Source organism: Asticcacaulis sp. YBE204 (assembly GCF_000495855.1).
GTDB lineage: Bacteria > Pseudomonadota > Alphaproteobacteria > Caulobacterales > Caulobacteraceae > Asticcacaulis.
The window spans coordinates 333,132-355,401 of sequence record NZ_AWGF01000004.1; the positions used below are offsets into that span (position 1 = coordinate 333,132).

The window sequence follows — 22,270 nt, forward strand, 5'->3', positions numbered from 1 at the left end:
TGGCGCACCGGGCGGTCCGGTTCGGCTTTTTTCGGTAACACAGGGAGCGGGTTTCGGCCCGGAGCGAAGAGGTGTTTCTCTCGACGCATGAGAAGCAGCTTGATGCGAAGCGGAGACTTCTGGTCCCGCAGGACTTCCGTGCGGCCGCACTGGTTCCGTTCGAGGGTATCGACAGCTTCGACGGCGTCTATTGTTTCGCCATGAAGACGCTCGGTTGCCTGGAGTGCGGCGGGGCGGAATTTTTCAGTCATTATAAGACGCTGATCGACGCGCAGCCCTTCGGATCAGCGGCGCGCCGCGGTCTTGAAGCACGCATCTATTCAGGCATGTCACGCCTGTCGTTCGATACGGCGGGGCGGGTGACCCTGCCGGACGCCCTGTGCGAGCAGTTCAATATCCGCGAGGCCGTCTTGCTGACCGGGCTTTACGATCGTTTCCAGATATGGAACCCCGACGCCTATGCCGCTCATCTGGCTCAGCAGGACGGCGATTTATCGGGTCTGTTCGCGGAGTTGGGCCTATGAGTGCAGCGCCGCATATCTCGGTTCTTTTAAACGAGGTGTTAACCGTTTTCGGTAACCTTAACGGGAAGTTGATTGTCGATGCCACCTTCGGGGCAGGCGGTTATACGCGCGCCTTCCTGAACGCGGGGGCGCAGGTTATCGCTTTTGACCGCGACGCACGGGTCGGGCCTTATGTGGAATCGGTGTCTGCCGAATTCCCCGAGGCTTTCCGCTTCGTCAATCGTCCCTTCTCGGAAATGAAGGACGGTCTGGCCGATCTGGGTGTCGATGTCGTCGACGGGATCGTGGCCGATATCGGCGTGTCGTCGATGCAGCTCGATGAGGCCGACCGCGGCTTCTCGTTCATGCGCGACGGTCCGCTGGACATGCGCATGGCGGTTGACGGCCTGAGCGCGGCGGACATCGTCAATGACTGGGCCGAGGTCGATATCGCCCACGTCATCTGGCTTTATGGCGAAGAGCACCGCTCGCGCGCCATCGCCGCCGCCATCGTTCGCCGCCGGGCCGAGGCCCTGTTCGAGCGGACGCTCGATCTCGCCGCCGTGGTCGAAAAGGCCGTCGGCGGCCGCCGGGGTGACAAGGTCCATCCGGCGACCAAGACCTTTCAGGCTCTGCGCATCGCGGTGAACGATGAGCTTGGCGAACTGGAAACGGCGCTGGAGGTGTCGGAGACGCTTCTGAAGCCCGAGGGCGTACTGGCCGTGGTGACCTTCCATTCGCTGGAAGACCGCATGGTCAAGACCTTCCTGACCGAGCGGGCCGGACGCCTGCCGGCGGGATCGCGCTACGCCCCGCAGGTCCAGAAAGGGCCGGAACCGACCTACAAGCTGATCTCGACCAAAGCCATCGCGCCGTCGGACGAGGAACTGAAAACCAATCCCCGCGCGCGGTCGGCCAAGTTACGGGCCGCTCGCCGTACCGAGAACCCGCCACTTCTGGCAAATAGTAAAGCGTCCCCAACCTCCCGGAGGTCCGTCAGATGAATAAACTGATGCGTCTGTTCGATCGCCGCGTGCGCGGCTTCCGTCTTGTCGAAGCCATTGGTCTGGCTCTGGCGCTCGGCATGATCTTCTGGGTCTGCCTGTCCAAGGTCAAGGAAGGGCAGGAGGTCGCGCGTCTCAACGATATCAACAAGAATATCGCGGCGCAGGAAGAGGCCATCAAGTCGCTCAAGGTGAAGGTCGCCGCGCTGGAGCAGCCCGCGCGCATCGAGGCTTTGGCCAAGGCCTATCTGGGCATGAAGCCGGGGTCGCCGGAACGCGAAGCCAAGCTCGACAATCTGGTCGAGATTTCGCGTTCGGTGTCGAGGCCTGAGGTCGTCGGTAAGAAGACCGAGGTTGTGGCCGCGCCTGTGGTCGCCGAAGAAGCCACCGCACCGGTCGAGGTCCCTGTCGCGAAGGGAGCCGGGGAATGAGTGTTTTTGAGGCCGCACTATTGTCCCCTCTCCCCGTGGGGGAGAGGGCTAGGGTGAGGGGGGCGCGGCCCCACGTAACTCTTGTCGTTTGTGAGACTCCCCCTCACCCGGCGCTTTGCGCCACCCTCTCCCCAATGGGGCGAGGGGATTCCATGACGGAGGGTGCCCGATGAAATACGGTCAGAAAGCCTACCGCATGTCCTTCCTCGACTCGACCGCCTCGGGCGTTCAGTGGGTCGCCGACCGCATGTGGAAGGTCGAACACGCCTTTGAGCGCGCCAATGCCGTCACCGGCGAGCGCCTGTCGAGCGCGCGGATGCGCATCTTCTTCATCCTCATGGTCATGGGGGTGATCTACGTCGTGCTGGCCGGGTTCGCCATCAAGGCGGCGGTGTCCGGCGGGCATGGCGGCGTTGATCTGGGCCTGCCCGCCGATGCGCGCGCCGATATCGTCGATCGTAACGGCCAGATGCTGGCCACCGACATTTCCAATTTCGACCTGTTCATCGACCCGACCGACATCATGGCCGCCGACCGGCCTCTGGTGAAGCGCGCCCTGATCCAGCTTCTGCCCGACGTGCCGCGCGACACGCTGGAAGCGGCGATCAATGGCGACAGCCGCACCATGGTCATGCGCTGGCTCAAGCCGTCGGACAAGGCGCGCATCCTCAGCTACGGCCTGCCGGGCATCGGTTTCGAGCCGCAGCGTGTGCGCGGTTATCCGCTCGGCGAAACGGGCGGCTTCTACATCGGCATGACCGAGCGCGCGGGCAAAGGCCTCGCCGGGGCAGAGCGCGCCTTCCAGGATCAGATCGCCGGTTCCGGCACGCCCTTCATGCTGGCGATGGACCTGAGGGTGCAGGGCGCGCTGGAGAATGAACTGCGTGGTGTAGCGATGGCCCAGGAAGCCAAGGGCGCCATCGGCCTGGTCACCAATGTCCGCACGGGCGAGGTGATCGCCATGGCGTCGTGGCCGGAATTCGATCCGAACGCCGCGGGCCGCTATGCCGATAATAACAAGCTCAACCGCGTCACTAATTCGGTCTTCGAGGTCGGTTCGGTGTTCAAGGTCCTGTCGGTCGCCATCGGGCTTGAGTCCGGCAGCGCCTCGCTCAACTCGGTCTATGACGCGCGCACGCCCTACAGCATCGGCAAGCGCAAGATTTCGGACTATCACGCCGAAAACCGCCTGATGACGCTGGAAGACGTCTTCCTTGTTTCGTCGAACATCGGCACGACCCTGATGGCCGAAAGCGTCGGCGTCGAAACCATGACCAAGTTCTACAATTCGCTCGGCCTGTTCCGCGCCGCCGACATCGAACTGGCCGAAACGGCGTCGCCGCTAGTGCCGAAGAAGTGGTCCAAAGATTCGCTGGCCTCCAGCTCGTTCGGGCACGGCATGTCGATTTCGCCCCTGTCCTACGCTCAGGCGGCGGCGGCGACGATGAACGGCGGCTATCTGCGGCCCTTCACGCTGCGCAAGTACGACGGCACCTCGCCGCTGAGAGGCGAGCGCGTCTTCTCGGCCAATACGTCGCGGCAGATGCTCGACCTGATGCGCGTCAACGTCCTCAAGGGGACGGGCGGCAAGGCCAATGCGCCCGGTCTGCGCGTCGGCGGCAAGACCGGTTCGGCGGAAAAGGTCATCGGCGGCCGCTACGACCGTTCCAAACTTTTGTCGTCCTTCGTCGCGGTCTTCCCGACCGACGGCAATATCGAGGACGACCGCTACATGGTCATGATCATGGTCGACGAGCCGAAGGGCAATACGGAGACCCACGGTCTGCGCACCGGTGGCTGGGTCGCCGCCCCCGTGGTGGGCCGGGTCATCGACCGCATCGCGCCCTTCCTCAATGTGGCGCGTAAGGAAGACAAGTTTTCCGACAACGAATGGGTCAAGGCCCAGGTCATGCCGGAAGAACAGACCGGCGGGGTCGTGGCGGGCCATGCCGTGCCGGTGGCGGCGGGGCATTAGTAAATGAGCGTATCGGGACAGGAATCGGGTGCTATGGGCGGCTTACGCTTATCGGACATTTTGCGGCGCGATCTGGACTTCGATCCGGAAGTAACCGGCGTGACCGCCGACAGCCGCAAGGTGGGCAAAGGCACGCTGTTCTGCGCCCTGCCGGGGTCGGCGCGCGACGGTCGTGAGTTCATCCCGCAAGCCCTGAGCGCCGGGGCCGCCGCCATCCTCGCGCCCGAAGACACGCCGCTCGGCACCGCCAACAATATCCTGACCGCTTACGACGTGCGTCGCGCCTATGCGCTGGCGGCCAAGACCTTCTACGGCGCGCAGCCCAAGACCTGCGTCGCGATCACCGGCACCAATGGGAAGACGAGCGTCGCCACCTTCTGCCGTCAGATGTTCGCCCATATGGGTTACGTCTCGGCCAGCATGGGGACGCTGGGGATCGTCACCCAGAACGGGGCCGCCGAACACGCCATCACCCCGCCGGGCCTGACCACGCCGGACGCGGCGGACGTGGCGAAATATATGGCCGATCTGGCGCATCAGGGCGTGACCCACGTGGCGCTGGAAGCCTCCTCGCACGGCATCGATCAGCGGCGTCTGGACGGGGTGACGCTGGCGGCGGCGGGCTTCACCAACCTGACGCAGGACCACCTCGACTACCACGCGACGATGGAGGCCTATAAGGTCGCCAAGCTGCGCCTGTTCGAGCAGCTTCTGCCACGCGGCCGCACGGCGGTTTTGAACGCCGACTCAGATGCCTATAACGCCTTTGCGGCCTCGGCGATCACGTCGGGCGCGTCGGTGATGAGCGTCGGCGAGCGCGGGCAGCACCTGACCCTGACGCACCGCGACCTGACCGTGGACGGGCAGATCCTCTATCTCGACTATCAGGGCCGGTCGTTCGAGGTGAAACTCGGTCTTGCCGGTCTGTTTCAAGCGTCGAACGCGCTGGTCGCGGCGGGCCTGTGTCTGGCGGCGGGCGAGAATATCGACGCGGTGATCCATGCGCTGGCCGATCTCAAGGGGGCGCGGGGGCGGCTGGAGCGTGTTGGCGCGAAATCGAACGGCGCCGAGGTCTATGTCGACTACGCCCACACGCCGGACGGTCTGGAAACGGTGCTCAAGGCGCTGCGCCCGCACACGCAGGGCCGTCTGGTCTGCGTCTTCGGCTGCGGCGGCGACCGTGATACCGGCAAGCGGCCTCAGATGGGCGGTATCGCCGAGCGCCTGTCCGACCGTGTCATCGTCACCGACGATAATCCGCGCTCCGAAGACCCGGCGACGATCCGCGCCCAGATCATGGCCGGTCTGGCCGGGACGCAATCGTCGAACGTGCTGGAGATCGGCGATCGCCGCGCGGCGATCTTCGAGGCCGTGGCCTCGCTCAAGACGGGCGACGTGCTGGTCGTGGCGGGCAAGGGCCACGAACAGGGCCAGATCGTCGCGGGAAAGGTCTTGCCTTTCGACGACGCCGGTGTAGTGCAGGAAGCATTGAACCAATAACCCCCTCTCCCTGTGGGGAGAGGGTTGGGGTGAGGGGGCCTGCATAGGTGCCCGTGACTCCCCCTCACCCGGCGCTTTGCGCCACCCTCTCCCCCTCGGGAGAGGGGAGGAGCTCAAATGACACCACTCTGGACCGGATACGAACTGCTTCAGGCCACCGGCGGAACCTTTACGGGTTTGACCGACGAACCGGGTGCGTTGCGCATCACCGGCATCACCTTCGACAGCCGTCAAGTTCAGCCCGGCGACCTGTTCCTCGCCCTGAGCGGCGAGCGCGACGGCCACGACTTCGTGCCGCAGGCCTTCGCGCAGGGCGCGGTCGCCGCCATCACGCGCAAACCCGTCGAGGGCGGGCCGTGCCTGCTGGTCCCCGACGTGCTGAAAGCGCTGGAACAGCTTGGTGTCTATGCCCGCAACCGTGCGCCTGCCAAACGCGGCGCGGTGACCGGCAGCGTCGGCAAGACCTCCGTCACCCAGATGGTCATGGCGGCGCTGAAACAGGCGGGTAAGGCCCATTCGGCGGTCAAGAGCTTCAACAACCATATCGGTGTGCCGCTGACTCTGGCCCGGATGCCCGCCGATACGATGCGCGCCGTGTTCGAAATCGGCATGAACCACGCCGACGAGATCACGCCTCTGGCTGAGTTTGTCGAGCCCGACGCGGTGATCATCACCACGGTGGGCGCGGTCCATACCGAAAACTTCCCCGACGGTGAACTGGGGGTCATGAAGGCCAAGGCCGAGATCTTCGATGGTCTGAAATACGGCGGTCTGGCCATCCTCAATGCCGACAATGCGTGGTTCGACGAGTTAAAAGCCCGCGCCGAAGAGTCGGGTGCGAAAGTCGCCGCCTTCGGTGAAGCGGAAGGCTCGGACGCGCGGTTGCTCGACCATCGCCTGATCGACGGCAAGGCGCAGGTCACCGCCCATTTCCGTGGCCACGATATCCGCTTTACGCTGGCTCACACCGGCAAGCATCAGGCGCTCAACGCCATGGCCGTTCTGCTGATGGCCGAGGCGCTCGATGTCGAGACCGCCACGACCCTGCAAGCGCTGGAGGCCTTCGCCGTGCTCGACGGGCGCGGGGCCAGCCATTCGTTGCGCCTCGATACCGGCGGCGAGATCACCCTGATCGACGAAAGCTATAACGCCAATCCTATGTCGATGGCGGCGACGCTTGGGGCTCTCGGCGCGCGCGACATCCCCGTCGGCGGGCGCAAGGTCGTCGTCCTGACCGACATGCTGGAACTGGGCCCCGACGAAGCTGCTCTGCACGCCGGTCTCGCCCACGTCATCGCCGCCAACGGTATCGACAAAGTTTTCCTCGCCGGACCGCGCATGGCGCATCTGTGGGCCGTCCTCCCGGAGTCAGTGCGCGGTGCCTATGCGCAAAGTGCGGCGGAATTGATCGATCCGCTCAAATCGGCCTTGCGCACGGGCGATCTTGTTATGATAAAGGGGTCCAACGGCTCGAAAGCCGGGCTGATCGCCAAAACGCTACTGGGTATATAAGGTTCCGGATGTTTTATTTTCTCTATGAGCAGCTTGCGGGCGTCGAACACTGGCCGCTGCTCAACCTGCTGAAGTATCAGACCGTCCGGGTCGGCCTCGCACTGGTGACCTCCTATATCGTCGCGGTCGCCATGGGGTCGCGCTTCATCCGCTGGATGCGCGCCCGTCAGGGCAAGGGCCAGCCGATCCGCGAAGATGGCCCGCAAAGCCACCTGCTGACCAAGAAGGGCACGCCGACCATGGGCGGCCTGATGATCCTGGCCGGGATTCTGGTGGGGACGCTCCTGTGGTGCGACCTGCGCAGCGTCACCGTCTGGGTCGTGCTGGGGGTCACCATGATCTTCGGTCTTCTGGGCTTTGCCGACGACTACGCCAAGGTGACCAAGCAGTCCTCCGCCGGGATCACCGGGCCGCAGAAGCTTATCGTGCAGTTCATCGTGGCGGGCATCGCTGTGGCCCTGCTGATCTTTTTCGCGCCGCAGTCGCCGACCTCGTCGGGTCTGTCGACCTCTCTGGCCGTGCCGATCTTCAAGAACGTCCTGTTCGATCTGGGTTATTTCTACATCGTGTTTGCGGCGGTCGTGATCGTGGGGGCGTCGAACGCCGTCAACATGACCGACGGCCTCGACGGGCTGGCCATCGTGCCGGTGATGATTGCGGCGGGCACCTTCGGCATCATCGCCTACGCGGTCGGCAACTACGTTTTCGCCAACTATCTGAACGTCCACTTCGTGCCGGGTTCGGGCGAGGTCGCGGTCTTCCTCGCCACCATTATCGGCGGCGGCATGGGCTTTTTGTGGTATAACGCCCCGCCGGCTAAGATCTTCATGGGCGACACCGGTTCGCTGGCTCTGGGCGGCGGTCTGGGCGCGGCGGCGGTCGCCACCAAGCACGAGATCGTCCTGGCCATTGTCGGCGGCCTGTTCGTCGTCGAAGCTCTGTCGGTCATGATCCAGATCGGCTATTTCAAGCTGACCGGCAAGCGGGTCTTCCTGATGGCGCCGATCCACCACCATTTCGAAAAGCTCGGCTGGGCCGAATCGACGGTCGTCATCCGCTTCTGGATCGTCGCGGCCATGCTGGCCATGATCGGTCTGGCGACGTTGAAGTTGAGATAAAATCATCCCTCCCTGTTTACGGGGAGGGGGGACCGCGAAGCGGTGGGTGGGGGAACTACCGTCAGATTAACCCCACCCGGCGCTGCGCGCCACCCTCCCCTGAAATCAGGGGAGGTGCTTAAGTGCACGGAGAACGAGTTTGATCCCGGTAAAAAGCTTCGCTGGCAAGCGTGTCGCCATCTTCGGTCTGGGCAAGTCCGGGCTCACGGCGGCGCGCGCGCTCAAGGCCGGCGGGGCCGAGCCGCTCCTGTGGGACGACAAGCCGCAGTCGATGCTGGCCGCCTCCAAGGAAGGCTTCACCATCGAGAACCTCAAGGTCGCCGACTGGTCCGAGATCGACGCCCTGTTGCTGTCGCCGGGCGTGCCGCTGACGCATCCCGAGCCGCACTGGACGGTTAAAGCCGCTCAAGGGGCCGGTGTCCCGGTGCTCGGCGATATCGAGTTGTTTGCCCGCACGATCAACGCTATCCCCGATGCGCGCCGCCCGAAGACGGTCGCCATCACCGGCACCAACGGCAAGTCGACGACGACGGCCCTGATCGGCCACATCCTCAAGGCGGCGGGCAAGGACGTCCATGTCGGCGGCAATATCGGCATCGGTATCCTCGATTTGCCCGACATGCACGCGGGCACGATCTACGTCATCGAGACCTCCAGCTATCAGCTTGACCTGACGCAGTCGTTCCGTCCGGACGTGGCGGTACTGATGAACTTCTCGCCCGACCACCTCGACCGGCACGGCGATATGGACGGCTATATCGCCGCCAAGAAGCGCATCTTTATGAACCAGACGGCGGAGCAGACGGCGGTGATCGGCACCGACGACCACTGGTCGCAGGGTCTGGTGACGGAGATGACCGCCCACAGCCCGATGAAGCTGGTGCCGATTTCGTCGCGCCGGACGCTGGGGCGCGGAGTCTATGCGCTGAACGGCGTCATCTACGACGCAACGGCGGAACGCGCGCGGCAGATCATCGACCTGAAGACCGTGCGGACCCTGACCGGACGGCACAACTGGCAAAACGCCTGCGCGGCGTTTTCGGCGTGCAAGGCGTTGGGCCTGAGCAATGAGGCCATAGTCGCGGGGCTGCACAGCTTCCCCGGTCTCGATCACCGGATGCAGGAGATCGGGCGCATCCGCAATGTGCGCTTCATCAACGATTCCAAGGCGACCAATGCCGACGCCGCGCGTCAGGCCATGTCGAGTTTCGAGTCGTTTTACTGGATCGCCGGGGGGCGCGCCAAGGCGGGCGGCATAGAGGAGCTGACCGACCTGTTCCCGCGCGTCAAGCATGCCTTCCTGATCGGTGAGGCGGCGGAACTGTTCGAGAAAACCATCGGCGGGGCGGCGGTCTGCACGCAGTCGCGGCATCTGTTCACGGCGGTGGCTCAGGCCTATGCCGAGGCGGAAAAGTCGGGCCGCGAGGAGATCGTGCTGTTGTCTCCAGCTTGCGCGTCGCAGGACCAGTTCACGGATTTCGAAGCGCGCGGCAATGCGTTCAAGGACGCCGTGGCCGAAATTTCCAAGAGCATCGTCGCGGCGGGATAAGTAGGTCCTCCCCTGATTTCAGGGGAGGTGGCATTCGAGCTTTTGCGAGAATGACGGTGGGGTTAATAACCACCGTATAACCCCCCTCCGGCTAAAGCCGGTTTCCCCCCTGATATCAGGGGTGATGCTTTCAACCTAAAACGCCTCGCTCACAATATCCCCATCACCCCGGAACCACGCGCGCTTCATCCCCGCCGAGCGGAACGGTGTCAGGACTTCGCCGGTGCGGGTGACCATGATCAGCCCGCCTTCGCCGCCCATATCGGCCATCTGCGCCAGAACCTGATCCGAGGCCTGTTCGGGGATTTGACCCGCACCGAAACGGAAGGCCGCCTGCGCTGCTGCCTGAACGCGTAGGAAATACTCGCCCTGACCGGTGCAGGACACCGCCGCATTGCCATCGGCCCAGGTCCCTGCACCGATGACCGGGGTGTCGCCAACGCGACCGGGCAGCTTACCGAACACGCCCGCGGTCGAGGTACCCGCTGCCAGATGGCCGTGCGAATCGAGGCAGACGCAACCGACGGTGCCGTGCGCCAGCGTCCCCGGCGGATAGTTCGACTCGAAGGCACCTGCGCGGGTGAAATAGTCGTCGCCGACCGTCTCGAACCCGTGGCTGAGGCCGAAATCGCGCGCGCCTGACCCGGCCAGCATGACGTGCGGGGTGCGTTCCATCACCGCCCGGGCGACGTCGATAGGGTTTTTGAATCCTTCCAGAGCCGCGACCGAACCGGCGCGCTGATCCGCGCCGTTCATCAGGCTGGCGTCGAGTTCGTAGACGCCAGCCGCGTTCGGCGACGCGCCCTTGCCCGCGACATAGAGGCCGGAATCTTCCAGGGCGCGCACGGTCTCAGTGACCACGTCGAGCGCGGTCGCACCGTTTTGCAGGTTGTGGCGGGCGATCTTGGCCAGACCGCGCATATGGGCGATCTCAACGCCGTAGTCGCGCCCGGCCTTGGCACCGGCGCCGCCGTGCAGAGCAAAGGCGATCATGGGAGGGCTCCTTATTTCGTCGGCGGTTTTAATTGAAACGAAAAAAGAAAGATACCCCTCCGTCGGCTTCGCCGCCACCTCCCCATCTCGCTAATGCTCGATAGGGAGGAGGGAGATTCTTACTCCTCCCTGGCTATGCCGGGGTGGTGGGGTATCTTACTTGATGACCAACACATTCGGGCAGAGTTTGCGGGGAGCCATTCGATGGCTGATCAGGATCAACCCCTGACCGGTCGCACTCAGATGCGCCTCAATCGCCGTCACTACAGCGGCTTCGGTTGCCGGATCGAGCCCCTCGGTCGGTTCATCCAGCACCAGGATGGGCGCGGTCCGCAACAGGGCACGGGCGAGGCTTAATCGCTTGCGCTCGCCGCCCGACAGTGTGATCCCACCATCGCCGATCCAGGTGTGCAAGCCGTCTTTCATCGCCGCAACACGCGTCTTCAACTGCGCGGCTTCCAATGCCGCCCAGACGCGCGCCGTCAGGTCGTTGGGCGAGGTATCGGCGATCTCTTCCGCCGTCACCCCCATCAGCAGGTTGTCGCCGACCGTGCTGTTCAGCACCGGCGCGTCTTGCGGGTAAAGCGCGAACAGGCGTGCGTCGGCGGTGGTCGCGGCCCCCAGATACGGCACGTCGTCGACAGGGCGCAGACCGATCAGGGCTTCGATCAGCCGCGTCTTGCCGCCGCCGGAGCGTCCGTCGATACGCAGACGCAGGGTGCGATCCAGGGCGATGACCTGCCCGTCATAGACCAGCACCGGATCGGTGTTGGGCAGGGGCGCGGCTTCCGGTAAATCGCCCAGTTCGGCCACCCGCGTTTCGGCTTCACCGAACAGGGTTTGTTGCGTCATGGCGCGCAGCAGCGGCCCTGTGGACTCAAACGCCACCGTCGTCACCAGCAGGCTCAGGGCCAGCATCGGCATGGGCGATGCGACGTGTGTCACGACGATCAGGATCAGGGTCGCGGCCATGATCAGCAGGGTCAGGGCAGCGGGGACGCCTTCGCGTCGGGCCTGCGCCACGCGGGCGGCTTTCAGCGCGGTTTCCTGCGGGCGTAACCCGTCGAGAAAGCGCCCTTTAAGATTATAGGCCGCGATATCGGGCAGGAAAGGGAGGGTGTCGAACAGGCCCTGTTTAAGCTGCCCCAGTTCGGCCTGACCCGCGCCGGTTTGCGGGCGGAAACGATAGTGGGTCACGGCCACCAAAGCCGTCAGTCCGGCGATGCAGATCACGGCGGCTAGCGGCGACAGAAACAGGTTCAGCAGCACTGCTGCGATCAGCCCGCCCAGCGCCGAGGCCCAGTTGCTTTGGGCGACCAGCGCGCCTTCTAACTGCCCGACGTCCTGCACCAGCCGCGCCGACGCCTCGCCGCGACTGAGCGACAGGGCGAGCTTGGGATCGGCGCGGGTCAGGCGCTCGAACAGCCACGGGCGCAGATCGGCGAGCGCCCGCAAGGCCGCCGCATGGCCGAGATAGCGTTCGAAATAACGCAGCGCCGTGCGGGCGATGGCTAACGCCCGGATCGCCGTCGACGGCAGCAAATAGTTGAAGGCCTGCATGACCGCGCTGCCCGCCGCCCCGGCGATGGCGGCTCCGGCCAGGAACCAGCCGGACAGGCCCAGCAGCGTGACGGCGGCGACCGACACGCCCGCCGCGCACAGCGAGGCGACGATCAGGGTGGTACGGAACGACGCCTTGACGCCGCCGAAGAAGGTCTTGAACGCGCTCATAACCGCACCACCTGAGCGGCGCGCGCCGCCAGTTTTTCCGAGTGGGTGGCGACGATCACCGTGCGGCCGGCTATGGCGCTGAACAGAGCCTCGATCAGGGCGTCTTCGGCGGCCTCGTCGAGGTCGGCCGTGGGTTCATCGAGCAGCAATAGGGGCGCGGGCTTGAGCAGGGCGCGGGCCAGACCGATGCGCCGCCGCTCGCCGCCCGACAGGCCGGAGCCGCGGTCGTTGAACGGCGTATTGCCGCGCGCTGTGACGAGGTCGTTCAGGCCGCACAGGTCAATGACGGTGGCGACCTCGGCATCGGTGGCGGTCGGATGCGACAGGCGCAGATTGTCGCTCAATGTGCCGGTGAGGATCGGCGTATGCTGCGACATCCACGCCAGCGACGGCGACAGGTCGTGCGCGGGTGTCAGCCCCTGTCCGCCGACGGTGATCTTGCCGTCGTAACGCAGACCGGATGCCGGGGAGGCCCCCAACAACAGACGCAGCAGGGTCGATTTACCGGACCCTGACTCCCCCAGCAAGGCTGTGACCGATCCGGCAGGCGCGGTGAAGCTGACCGGTGCGAAGATGGTATCCTGATCAAACGCGGCGCTGACGGCGTCGAAACCTATCTCTGGCGCGCCGTCTAGCGTCACCGACGTCAGGACGGGTGTTTCCAGCGCCGATTCCATCTGCATGATCGCTTCTGTGGCGGCGCGCGCCTGTTGTTCTTCGTGATAGGCGGCGCTGAGGCGGCGCAGCGGCGCATAGACTTCCGGGGCTAGGGTAAGCGCGATGAACGCGGACACGAACGGATCGTAGCGGAAATCGAGCGCGACGGGGACGGCGAACGGCAGCAAGCCCAGCAGCGAAAAGCCGCAATAGACGGCGACCAGCGCCACCGAAATCGCCGCGAAAAACTCCAGCACCGACGAACCGCTGAAGGCCATGCGCAACACGGACAGCGTACGTTCCGACACGTCGCGGGCAGCAAAGCGGACCTTTTTGGTCTGGGCCTCGCCCTGTGCGAAGGCGGTGATCAGCGGCAGGTGCTTCAGGCGGTCGGCGAACAGGGCCGACAGACGCGTCAGGGCATCCAGTTGCCGCCGCGATTCCGCCGCCGTCGCCATGCCGGACAGGGCCATCAGTGTGACAAAGGGACACAGGGTGAACAGCAGGATCAGAGCGGCGGCGGGCGACACGATGGCGACCATCAGGATGACGATCAGCGGCGTCAGGCTCGACGCGCGTCGCGCTGGTAAAAAGCGCGCATAATAGCCTTCCAGCGCCTCGCTATGCTCGAAAAAGGGCGTCATGCGGTGCATCTGCGACCCGCTCAGGCCGCGCCCGGACAGGGCTTTTTCGATCAGAGCAAGGCGCAAGGCCTCGATGATCGTGCGCGCGGCAGATGCTGTAACAAACTGACTAAAATAGGAAATTCCGGCGCGCAGACCGACGCTTATCACGATCAGCAACAGACCCAAAACCGGGAGCGCGCCATTGCGCACATCACCCAGCGTCAAAGCCAGTCCGATAGCGAAACCGGCGGCACATAATACCGCAACAATTTCCAGGCATAGCACAAGTGTGACTTGTCTTTTGGCCGGTATCGCCCATAGTTTCAGGCGCGCGCCCACGGCCTGACGCAACGCTTTGGCGGCATAGGTGGCGGTCTCATTCGAGGCAGGGGCAGGGTGCGACATTTGGTACGATAGGGTCTCAGTCTTCACAGGCGTATAGAGCGCTCAGCTTCACTTAGCTATTTCGCAAGTAAGCCGGGATCGGGGGCTTCTAACCGATTTCGGAAACAAGGGGTCTAAAAATCTGAGTGTCCGGGACAGCATGTCGCAGATACTCGCGATCAAAAGACCCTATTAACCCGAGGGATATATCTCAATGGATATGAGCACAGTCGACCTGTCGAGGCTGCAATTCGCCTTGACCGCGCTGTACCACTTTCTGTTCGTCCCGCTGACGCTTGGCCTTTCCTTCATGCTGGTCATCATGGAAAGCGTCTATGTCCTCACGCGGCGCGAAATATGGCGCACCATCACCCGGTTCTGGGGCACGCTGTTCGGCATCAATTTCGTGCTGGGCGTGGCCACGGGCCTGACCATGGAATTTCAGTTCGGCACGAACTGGTCCTACTATTCGCACTTCGTCGGCGACATCTTCGGCGCGCCCCTGGCCATCGAAGGCCTGATGGCGTTCTTCCTTGAGGCCACTTTCGTCGGCCTGATGTTTTTCGGCTGGGACAAGCTGTCGCGGCCGGCGCACCTGATGGTCACCTTCCTCGTGGCGCTGGGGACCAACCTGTCGGCGCTGTGGATTCTGATCGCCAACGGCTGGATGCAGAACCCGGTGGGCTCGGACTTCAACCCGGCCACCATGCGCATGGAAGTCACCGACTTCATGGCCGTGCTGTTCAACCCGGTCGCTCAGGCCAAATTTGTTCACACCGTCTCGGCGGGCTATGTCTGCGCCGCCGTCTTCGTGCTGGCGGTGTCGGCTATCTATCTGCTCAAAGGCAAGTGGGTCTCCGTCGCCAAGCGCTCGATGGCGGTCGCTGCGGCCTTCGGCTTAGCGTCTTCGCTGTCGGTCGTGGTGCTGGGTGACGAGTCCGGTTACGCGCTCACCGATAACCAGAAGATGAAGCTGGCGGCGCTGGAGGCCATGTGGGAAACCGAGCCGGCCCCGGCGGGCCTGACTTTGTTCGGTATCCCGAACCTCAAGACCCAGCATACCGATTTCGAGGTCAAGATTCCTTACGTGCTGGGCCTGATCTCGACGCGGTCGCTTGATCGTCCGGTCATCGGCATCCTTGAGCTGGTCGAGACGGCGGAACACCGCATCGTCTCGGGCATCGCCGCCTATGACGCGGTCGAAAAGCTGAAGGTCAACGAGAACGACCTCGCGGCGCGGGCCCAGTTCGAGGCGCACAAGCGCGACCTTGGCTACGGCTATCTGCTGAAGCGTTACGTCGCCGATCCGCGCACCGCCGACGCCGCCCTGATCCAGAAGGCCGCGCTCGACACCATCCCCAATGTCCCGGTGATGTTCTGGGTCTTCCGTTTGATGGCGGGTCTCGGCCTGTTCATGATCGGGGTCTTCGCGCTGGCCTTCCTGCTGGTGACGCTGCGCAAGACCGATAACCGCTGGTTCCTGCGGCTCTGCGTACTGTCCCTGCCCATGCCGTGGATCGCCATCGAAGCCGGGTGGATACTGGCCGAAATCGGGCGTCAGCCGTGGGCCGTCGAAGGCGTCCTGCCGACCTTCATGGGGGCGTCGAGCCTGACCAAAGGCCAGATATGGCTGACAATAGCGGGCTTTACGGCGCTCTACGGGACGCTGGCGGTCATCGAGGTCAAGCTGTTGCTCAAGACGATCAAAACCGGCCCCTATGCGTCGAAATTCGGACGCATGCATGACGCCGAAGAGGCCAGCCCGCTGGAGACCGCTACCCTTTCCGGTCCGGCGGAATAAGGAGTAAAAACTATGGAACTCCCAATCGACTATATGACGTTACGCGTAATCTGGTGGGGGCTGATCGGCGTCTTGCTGATCGGGTTCGCCATCATGGACGGCTATGCGCTGGGCACCCTGGCCAGCCTGCCGTTCCTCGCCAAGACCGACGAAGAACGCCGGGCGGTTATCAACACCGTCTCGGCCACTTGGGAAGGCAATCAGGTGTGGTTCATCCTCGGCGGCGGCGCGATTTTTGCCGCATGGCCCTTCGTCTACGCCGTGTCCTTCTCCGGCTTCTATCTGGCCATGTTCCTTGTCCTGTCGGCTCTGATTTTGCGCCCCGTCGGTTTCAAATACCGCTCCAAGCGTCCGGGCAAGGCGTGGCGGCGCAACTGGGACTGGGCGCTGTTCGTCGGCGGCTTCGTTCCGGCGCTGGTCTTCGGCGTGGCGGTCGGTAACGTCCTGCAAGGCGCGCCGTTTAGCCTCGACAGCGACCTGCGCATTACCTATCACGACCTCTTCCTCGGCGGTCTGCTTGGCCTGTTCAGTCCCTTCACCGTACTATGTGGCCTGACCTCGGTGGCCATGCTGCTGACGCAGGGCCTGACCTGGGTGTCGCTGAAGATCGAAAAGAGCGAGGTCCGCGACCGCGCCATCCGCTGGGCGACCTTTGCCGGTATCGGCGTCATCGTCCTCTATGCACTGGGGGGCCTGTTCCTCGCGTTTGGTGACTTGGGCTACAAGGTCGTGAACGCGGTGGCCGTCGACGGTCCTTCGAACCCGACGCGTAGCGAAGTGGTGCGCGAAGCGGGCGCGTGGCTGGCCAATTACGGCAAGTATCCGTGGATGATCGCTGCACCCATGCTTGGGTTTGCCGGTACGGTCCTGACGCTGATCGCCCTGCGCTTCAAGGCCGATCCGTGGGCCTTCATCGCCTCGTCGCTGGCGGTATTCGGCATCATCAGCAGCGTTGGCCTATCGATGTTCCCGATCATCCTGCCGTCGTCGATCGATGCGCATTCCAGCCTTCTGGTGTGGAACGCGTCCTCCTCGCATTCGACCCTGTTCACGATGTTGCTGGTGACGGTGGTCTTCCTGCCGCTCATCGGGCTCTACACGGCGTGGGTCTATAAGGTGCTGTTCGGCCGGATCGAGATCAAGGCGCTGAAGACCAATCCGGACCTCTATTAAGGTTCATGAGGGAAACCTTGGTTTCCCTCATGGGCACCCTTCCTCAATACGGAGAAAAATTTCTCGGGGCGGCCCGTCGAAATTTTTCACATCTTTCTTGAGCCTGACAATGTCAGGCAAGGAGTTGAAAATGTGGTATTTTACGTGGGTTCTGGGCTTAGGCCTTGCGGTGACCTTCGGCATTCTGAACGGCATCTGGTTCGAGTTTCTGACCGAAGACGACGCCGACGCGGAAGACCCGTATCAGTAAAAAATCTTACTCCTCCCTGACTTGTCGGGGAGGGGGACCGCGCCCGAAGGGCGTGGTGGTGGGGTATCTTGCTTAAGCTGCGCACCGGTACGTAGTTAGCGGCTTCGCCGCCCCCTCCGTCTTTTTGCCCTTGGCAAAAATCCACCTCCCCACTGTGTAGGGAGGAGGGAGTCACACCCCTTCCGGTTGGGGAGCGCGGGCCGGGTGGTCGCGCAGGGTCTTCACGAAACGGAAGACCTGCGCCTTGACGAAGAGGTCCTCGCCCTGTTCGGCCAGGGTGAACAGTTCGCTCATCGCGGCGGCGGGCAGGTGCAGGTCCATATGCTGGTTGACGACCTTGAAGATGCCGGGCCTTAGCGGCTCGCGGATTTCGTTGTCGTCCAGCAGAGCCTCTGTGATCTTCTCGCCGTCGCGCAGTCCGGTCAGGACGATCTTGATATCCTTGTCGACCTTGAGGCCGTACATCTCGATCATGTTGCGCGCCAGATCGTAGATCTTGATCGGCGAGCCCATCTCAAGGATGTACAGGCTCGATTTTTCCGTGGCGTTGGTGGCGTTGTGCATGGCCGCGGTCATGACCAGTTGCACGGCCTCGTAGATCGTCATGAAGAAGCGCTCGACCGCCGCGTCCGTGAGCGTGATCGGCCCGCCGCGCTCGATCTGCGTGCGGAACAAAGGTACCACCGAACCGGTCGAACCCAGCACATTGCCGAAGCGCACGACGCAGGCCTGATTCAGATGCCCCATCTGCGACGAGATAAGATGCTCCGCCAGACGCTTGGTCGCCCCCATCATCGAGGCCGGGGCCACCGCCTTGTCCGACGAAATCAGCACCAGTTGCTTGACATTGGCGGCCTGGGCCGCGTCGATGACGTACTGCGTGCCCATGACATTGGTCAGGACGCCTTCGGACGGGTTGATCTCGACCATCGGCACGTGCTTGAGCGCCGCCGCGTGGAAGATGACGTCGGGCGCCTGATCGACGAAGATGGCTTCGAGGCGGGCCTTGCGCCGGATGGAGCAGAGGATCGGGGTGACCGGCGGGGTGCCGAACTCATAGCGCAGGGCCTGCTCGACCTCATACAGTGCCAGTTCCGAGTGATCGATCAGGATGACGTGCGCGGCACCCAGTTGCAGGGCCTGACGGGCGATTTCCGAGCCGATCGAGCCGCCGCCGCCGGTGATCAGAACGCGCTTCCCGGCGTAAAAACCGCGCAGAGCGTCGTGATCCAGATGGACCTGAGGCCGGTGCAGCAGGGATTTGTAGGAAATCTGATCATTGGGATCGGCCAGCGACAGCTTGACGTTCTTGCGCCCCAGCAATCCCGACTTGGCCATAAAACGTAAAATACGATAGTTAAAAATGGCCATTCAGTTTAAAACCGCCCCTGTACAGGGTCTCAAAAAAAGTCATGCACGCCCCCCGTGCGATCGGACTCTGTTTGTCAGATGTCTGACCTACAGTTTACAGCTTTTTGTCAAAAAGAAATAAGGTAATTTCGTGATGCCGGGTTTTCCTGCACAGATTTCGCTCCAGAGTTTTATAAGACCGCGATGACCGTCGACATACTCTTTTTCGGCAAGATCGCCGACAAAACCGGATCGCGCCGTATGCAAATTGACCTGATGGAGACGGGCGGTCGCTTGTTCGCCTTGCGCGATGCGGTACTGGGCGCCCTGTTCGAGGAAGGGGGGCTGGATGCGGCTCTGGTGCAGATGAGTGTAAATCAGGTGCGTGTGACCGGGGATACAACCTTGTCCGACGGGGACGAGGTGGCCTTCTTTTCCGCCTTTTCCGGGGGCTGAGCATGGCCCGGATCGAAACCCTGCTGTTGCCGGAGACGCTGGATGGTCAGGCGCTTTACGCGCGGTTCGTCGAGGCCAATCGCCTGTGCGGGGCGCTGGTCAGCTTTTCCGGGCGGGTGCGTGACAGAAGCGCTTCGGGAACCGTGTCGCACCTCTATCTCGACTGGTATCCCGGTATGACGGAACGGAGTCTCGCCGACATCGCCGCTGCGGCGGCCAATCGTTTCGAGGTGGAGGCCCTGCTGGTGGCGCATCGCTGCGGCGAGGTGCGGGCGGGCGAGGAGATCGTGTTTGTCGCGGCGGCCTCGGCGCATCGGCGGGCGGCGTTCGAAGCGGCTGATTATCTGATGGATCGTTTGAAGTCCGAGGCCGCGCTGTGGAAGCGCGAAGTGGGGAAAGGTTTCGACGACTGGATCGAGCCGACCGCAAAGGACAGTGCTGATTTGAAAAGGTGGAACCCGTGACGGAAAAATCGCTCTCGCACGTCGGTCACGACGGCCGCGCCCATATGGTCGATGTCGGCGACAAGGCCGTGACGCAGCGCGTGGCGAAGGCCGTCGGACGACTGGTCTGCTTGCCTGAGACGCTGGCCATCGTCCGGGACGGCAAGGCCCCCAAGGGCGCGGTGGTGGCGACCGCGGAAATCGCCGGTATCATGGCGGCGAAGAAGACGGCAGAACTCATTCCGTTGTGCCATCCTTTGAGCCTGTCGAAGGTGTCTTTGACGATCGAGGCGGACGAGGCTCTACCGGGTTTCAATATCGTCGCCGAGGTAAAGACGACGGGCCAGACGGGGGTTGAGATGGAAGCCCTGACGGCGGTGTCGGTGGCGGGATTGACGCTCTATGACATGCTCAAGGCCGTCGATAAAACCATGCGGATCGAGGGGGTCGAGGTCATCGCCAAGCGGGGTGGGAAGGCCGATTTCGGCTAAGCTGCCTTGCAGCATTTCTCTTTTGAAAAGAGAGGGCCGCGGTACGCTTGGGGTGAGGATTGTACAACGCGGCCCATTTTTACAGTTTACTAAGCCTCAAGCCGGAATGCGAAAACCGGCGGAGGCGGGAGCTACGCAACGGTCGGGCCAACGACGCTGCGGAGGAGACGGAAGGAACGCACCGTCAAAATACAACCTAAGCGTAATTCGTGAATCCGGAGTTAATGGGATCATCCTGAGTTGATTTTTGTGTCGATTTTGAAAAGAAAACCGCAACCTCATGGGGAGAGGCTGCGGTTCAAGGTAAAATTGGTCGTGCAATAGGGGATAGAAAATAGGTTTATCCCAATCTATCACAACCCCCGATCAGGGGGATTTGTCCCGCTTCTAAAAAAAGTTCGCCCGGACGCCGACCCAGAGGCGGCGGCCCGGCGTGCCGTAATCGGCGGCCGTTTCATAGTCTTCATCGATCAGGTTTTCAACGCGGCCGAACACCGTGACACGCTCATTGATCGTCCATGACCCGCGCAGATCGGCCAGGGTGTAGCTCTCCAGCTGACGCGTCGAGAAGGCTGATTCCGTCGTCTTGCCCGCATAGCGCAGACCCAGGCTGAGAGTGATCGCCGGGGTGATATCCTGTGTGACATCGATATTGGCCAGATCGCGCGGACGACGCGGCAGCTTTGCCCCGGTTAGGTCGTTTTTCGACGTGACGTGGCTATAGTTGGCGCGGAGGTGCGTCGATGCGGTCAGGTCGCCGACATATTCCAGCTCGACGCCTTCGGCCTTGGTTTGCGCGATATTGTCGTAGAAACCGAACGGACGCGTCGGGCACAGAGGATGCGTCGAGCCGAAGCAAGACGCGAAGTCGATCTGGTTTTCCGTCTTGCGCGCAAAGGCCGTCAGGCTCAGGCGGGCGTTTTGCGCCGGCAGGAAGTAGTCGAGGCCGATTTCCGCACTATCGGCTTTTTCGGCCTTCAGGTTGGTGTTGCCGTATTCGCTGTAGAGTTGGTACAGGCTCGGGGCCTTGAAGCCCTGACCGACGCTGCCGCGCAGGACAAGGTTGTCCGAGGCGCGGAAGCTTGCCGACAGGTGGCCGATGGTTTGACCGCCGAAGCGCGAATGGTCGTCATAACGGACGCTGCCGGTGACGTTGAACGCTTCGGTGAAATCGTGCGAAATTTGCACGAAGGCGCTGTCGAGCGTGGCGTCGCGCGACAGGACCGGGCCGCCGAACGACGAATAGTCGATCTCGGCCTTTTCATGCGTCGCGCCGAAGACGAAGCGCGTCGCGTCCGACAGTTTGGCGGTGCCGGTATAGTCGAACGTGGTGACCTTGCCTTCGCCGTTCAGCGTTTCAAAGTTCGTGCCGTCGTAATCGTGGCGCTCGGTATCCGTGCGGCTCACCGATACGGCGTGGGTGACGGTCTCGCCCTTATACTGATAGCCGAGGCTGTAGAGGCCTTCGTTAGTGTTGCCGTAGTCCTTCGTGTCGCCGAACGCATAGGTCGGCGGCGCGAAGCCGTCGTAATCGTTGTGGCTGCGGGTTTTCGCCGCGCGGAACTTCAGGCTGTGGGCGTCGCTGATCTTGTAGTCGAGCGTGACACGGAGGTGGTTCTGCGTGAATTTGTCGGTTTCCGAGCCGTATTTGTAGGCCGACACGTTATCGTCGCCCAGATAGGCAGCGAAGACGCGCCAAGACAGCTTGTCATATGTGCCGCCGATCCCGGCGCGGATGGCGCCATAGGCGTCGCCGCCTTCGACCGAAACATCACCGGAAAGGGAGTCGGTCGCCTGCACCGTGGTCAGGTTGACCGTGGCACCCAGCGCGCGCGAGCCCCACAGGGTCGATAACGGGCCGCGCACGACCTCGATGCGGCTGATGTCGCCGGTGGTCAACAGACCGGCGTTCAGTCCGCCGCCGATCTGGGTCGGATCGGCCAGACGGATGCCGTCGAGGATGTACAGCGTGTGGTCGCCTTCGGCACCACGGACGCGCAGGGTGGCGACGGTGCCGAGCCCACCGTTCTGCGAGATCGTCGCCGACGGGGTGGTCGCGATCAGGTCGACGACCGACAGGGATTGCTTGTTGCGGATGGTCTCGGCATCGAGCACATCGACGCTGACACCGGACTTGATCACGGGGGTAGGCGCGCGCGTAGCGGTGATGATGATGTCTTTGGGGTTTTCGGTGTCGTCGGCCAGAACCGGCGAAGCGAGGAGGGCGGCTAACGAGACGCCGGTGAGGAGGGATTTCAGCAAGGTATCAACCTTCGTCATGACAAACGAGCGCATTGGTCGTTGACCCATACGCACAATAGAT

Annotated in this window: 19 protein-coding genes; 14 read left to right on the forward strand and 5 right to left on the reverse strand. The window is 63.1% G+C overall.

Going from position 1 to position 22,270, the window contains the following annotated elements:
- Positions 1-71: 71 nt before the first annotated feature.
- The 8 genes from AEYBE204_RS28660 to murD all read left to right on the forward strand — a co-directional run bounded on the left by AEYBE204_RS28660 (position 72) and on the right by murD (position 9,592).
- Entirely contained in the window at positions 72-524 is a 453-nt protein-coding gene (locus AEYBE204_RS28660) for a division/cell wall cluster transcriptional repressor MraZ (RefSeq protein ID WP_023461918.1), read from the forward strand.
- The gene (gene rsmH, locus AEYBE204_RS28665) at positions 521-1,507 is read left to right on the forward strand and encodes a 16S rRNA (cytosine(1402)-N(4))-methyltransferase RsmH (protein ID WP_023461919.1); all 987 of its coding nucleotides are present in this window, start codon (positions 521-523) and stop codon (positions 1,505-1,507) included. Before AEYBE204_RS28660 ends, rsmH begins: the two co-directional genes overlap by 4 nt.
- A complete protein-coding gene (locus tag AEYBE204_RS28670; RefSeq protein ID WP_023461920.1) occupies positions 1,504-1,938 on the forward strand; it encodes a hypothetical protein in 435 nt (144 codons plus the stop codon). Before rsmH ends, AEYBE204_RS28670 begins: the two co-directional genes overlap by 4 nt.
- A 169-nt stretch (positions 1,939-2,107) precedes the next feature.
- Entirely contained in the window at positions 2,108-3,913 is a 1,806-nt protein-coding gene (locus AEYBE204_RS28675; RefSeq protein ID WP_023461921.1) for a penicillin-binding protein 2, read from the forward strand.
- A gap of 33 nt (positions 3,914-3,946) precedes the next feature.
- Entirely contained in the window at positions 3,947-5,413 is a 1,467-nt protein-coding gene (locus tag AEYBE204_RS28680; protein WP_023461922.1) for a UDP-N-acetylmuramoyl-L-alanyl-D-glutamate--2,6-diaminopimelate ligase, read from the forward strand.
- Between the two features lie 117 nt (positions 5,414-5,530).
- A complete protein-coding gene (murF, locus tag AEYBE204_RS28685) occupies positions 5,531-6,925 on the forward strand; it encodes a UDP-N-acetylmuramoyl-tripeptide--D-alanyl-D-alanine ligase (RefSeq protein ID WP_023461923.1) in 1,395 nt (464 codons plus the stop codon).
- 8 nt (positions 6,926-6,933) lie between these two features.
- Positions 6,934-8,043: a phospho-N-acetylmuramoyl-pentapeptide-transferase gene (mraY, locus tag AEYBE204_RS28690; RefSeq protein WP_023461924.1), complete on the forward strand. Its 1,110-nt coding sequence runs from the start codon at positions 6,934-6,936 to the stop codon at positions 8,041-8,043.
- 139 nt (positions 8,044-8,182) lie between these two features.
- Entirely contained in the window at positions 8,183-9,592 is a 1,410-nt protein-coding gene (murD, locus tag AEYBE204_RS28695; RefSeq protein WP_023461925.1) for a UDP-N-acetylmuramoyl-L-alanine--D-glutamate ligase, read from the forward strand.
- Between the two features lie 135 nt (positions 9,593-9,727).
- On the opposite strand, the gene AEYBE204_RS28700 is transcribed toward murD, so the two are convergent.
- From AEYBE204_RS28700 to AEYBE204_RS28710, 3 genes are all read right to left on the reverse strand, one after another.
- Positions 9,728-10,585, reverse strand: coding sequence for an isoaspartyl peptidase/L-asparaginase family protein (locus AEYBE204_RS28700; RefSeq protein ID WP_023461926.1), 858 nt, complete (start codon positions 10,583-10,585; stop codon positions 9,728-9,730).
- 156 nt (positions 10,586-10,741) lie between these two features.
- Positions 10,742-12,316, reverse strand: coding sequence for an ATP-binding cassette domain-containing protein (locus AEYBE204_RS28705; protein WP_023461927.1), 1,575 nt, complete (start codon positions 12,314-12,316; stop codon positions 10,742-10,744).
- A complete protein-coding gene (locus AEYBE204_RS28710) occupies positions 12,313-14,004 on the reverse strand; it encodes an ABC transporter ATP-binding protein/permease (RefSeq protein WP_023461928.1) in 1,692 nt (563 codons plus the stop codon). Before AEYBE204_RS28710 ends, AEYBE204_RS28705 begins: the two co-directional genes overlap by 4 nt.
- A gap of 193 nt (positions 14,005-14,197) precedes the next feature.
- Here AEYBE204_RS28710 and AEYBE204_RS28715 point away from each other — a divergent pair, with 193 nt between their 5' ends.
- From AEYBE204_RS28715 to cydX, 3 genes are all read left to right on the forward strand, one after another.
- On the forward strand, positions 14,198-15,784 hold the full coding sequence (locus AEYBE204_RS28715) for a cytochrome ubiquinol oxidase subunit I (RefSeq protein ID WP_023461929.1): 1,587 nt from the start codon (positions 14,198-14,200) through the stop codon (positions 15,782-15,784).
- Between the two features lie 12 nt (positions 15,785-15,796).
- On the forward strand, positions 15,797-16,957 hold the full coding sequence (gene cydB / locus AEYBE204_RS28720) for a cytochrome d ubiquinol oxidase subunit II (protein ID WP_023461930.1): 1,161 nt from the start codon (positions 15,797-15,799) through the stop codon (positions 16,955-16,957).
- Positions 16,958-17,087: 130 nt separating this feature from the next.
- On the forward strand, positions 17,088-17,207 hold the full coding sequence (gene cydX / locus AEYBE204_RS28725; RefSeq protein ID WP_023461931.1) for a cytochrome bd-I oxidase subunit CydX: 120 nt from the start codon (positions 17,088-17,090) through the stop codon (positions 17,205-17,207).
- A 171-nt stretch (positions 17,208-17,378) separates the two neighbouring features.
- Here the strand turns inward: cydX and AEYBE204_RS28730 are convergent, their stop codons facing one another.
- Positions 17,379-18,578, reverse strand: coding sequence for a polysaccharide biosynthesis protein (locus AEYBE204_RS28730; RefSeq protein WP_023461932.1), 1,200 nt, complete (start codon positions 18,576-18,578; stop codon positions 17,379-17,381).
- Between the two features lie 183 nt (positions 18,579-18,761).
- On the opposite strand from AEYBE204_RS28730, the gene AEYBE204_RS28735 reads away from it, so the two are divergent.
- Genes AEYBE204_RS28735 through moaC form a run of 3 tightly spaced genes read left to right on the forward strand, consistent with a single transcriptional unit; the run spans position 18,762 to position 19,947 of the window.
- A complete protein-coding gene (locus tag AEYBE204_RS28735; protein WP_023461933.1) occupies positions 18,762-19,013 on the forward strand; it encodes a MoaD/ThiS family protein in 252 nt (83 codons plus the stop codon).
- Positions 19,014-19,015: 2 nt separating this feature from the next.
- A complete protein-coding gene (locus AEYBE204_RS28740; RefSeq protein ID WP_023461934.1) occupies positions 19,016-19,477 on the forward strand; it encodes a molybdenum cofactor biosynthesis protein MoaE in 462 nt (153 codons plus the stop codon).
- Positions 19,474-19,947, forward strand: a complete 474-nt coding sequence (moaC, locus tag AEYBE204_RS28745) for a cyclic pyranopterin monophosphate synthase MoaC (protein WP_023461935.1) — start codon at positions 19,474-19,476, stop codon at positions 19,945-19,947. Before AEYBE204_RS28740 ends, moaC begins: the two co-directional genes overlap by 4 nt.
- A 387-nt stretch (positions 19,948-20,334) precedes the next feature.
- On the opposite strand, the gene AEYBE204_RS28750 is transcribed toward moaC, so the two are convergent.
- Positions 20,335-22,227 carry a TonB-dependent siderophore receptor gene (locus tag AEYBE204_RS28750; RefSeq protein ID WP_162148397.1) on the reverse strand — a complete coding sequence of 631 codons (1,893 nt, stop codon included), beginning with the start codon at positions 22,225-22,227 and terminating at the stop codon, positions 20,335-20,337.
- Positions 22,228-22,270 lie beyond the last annotated feature (43 nt).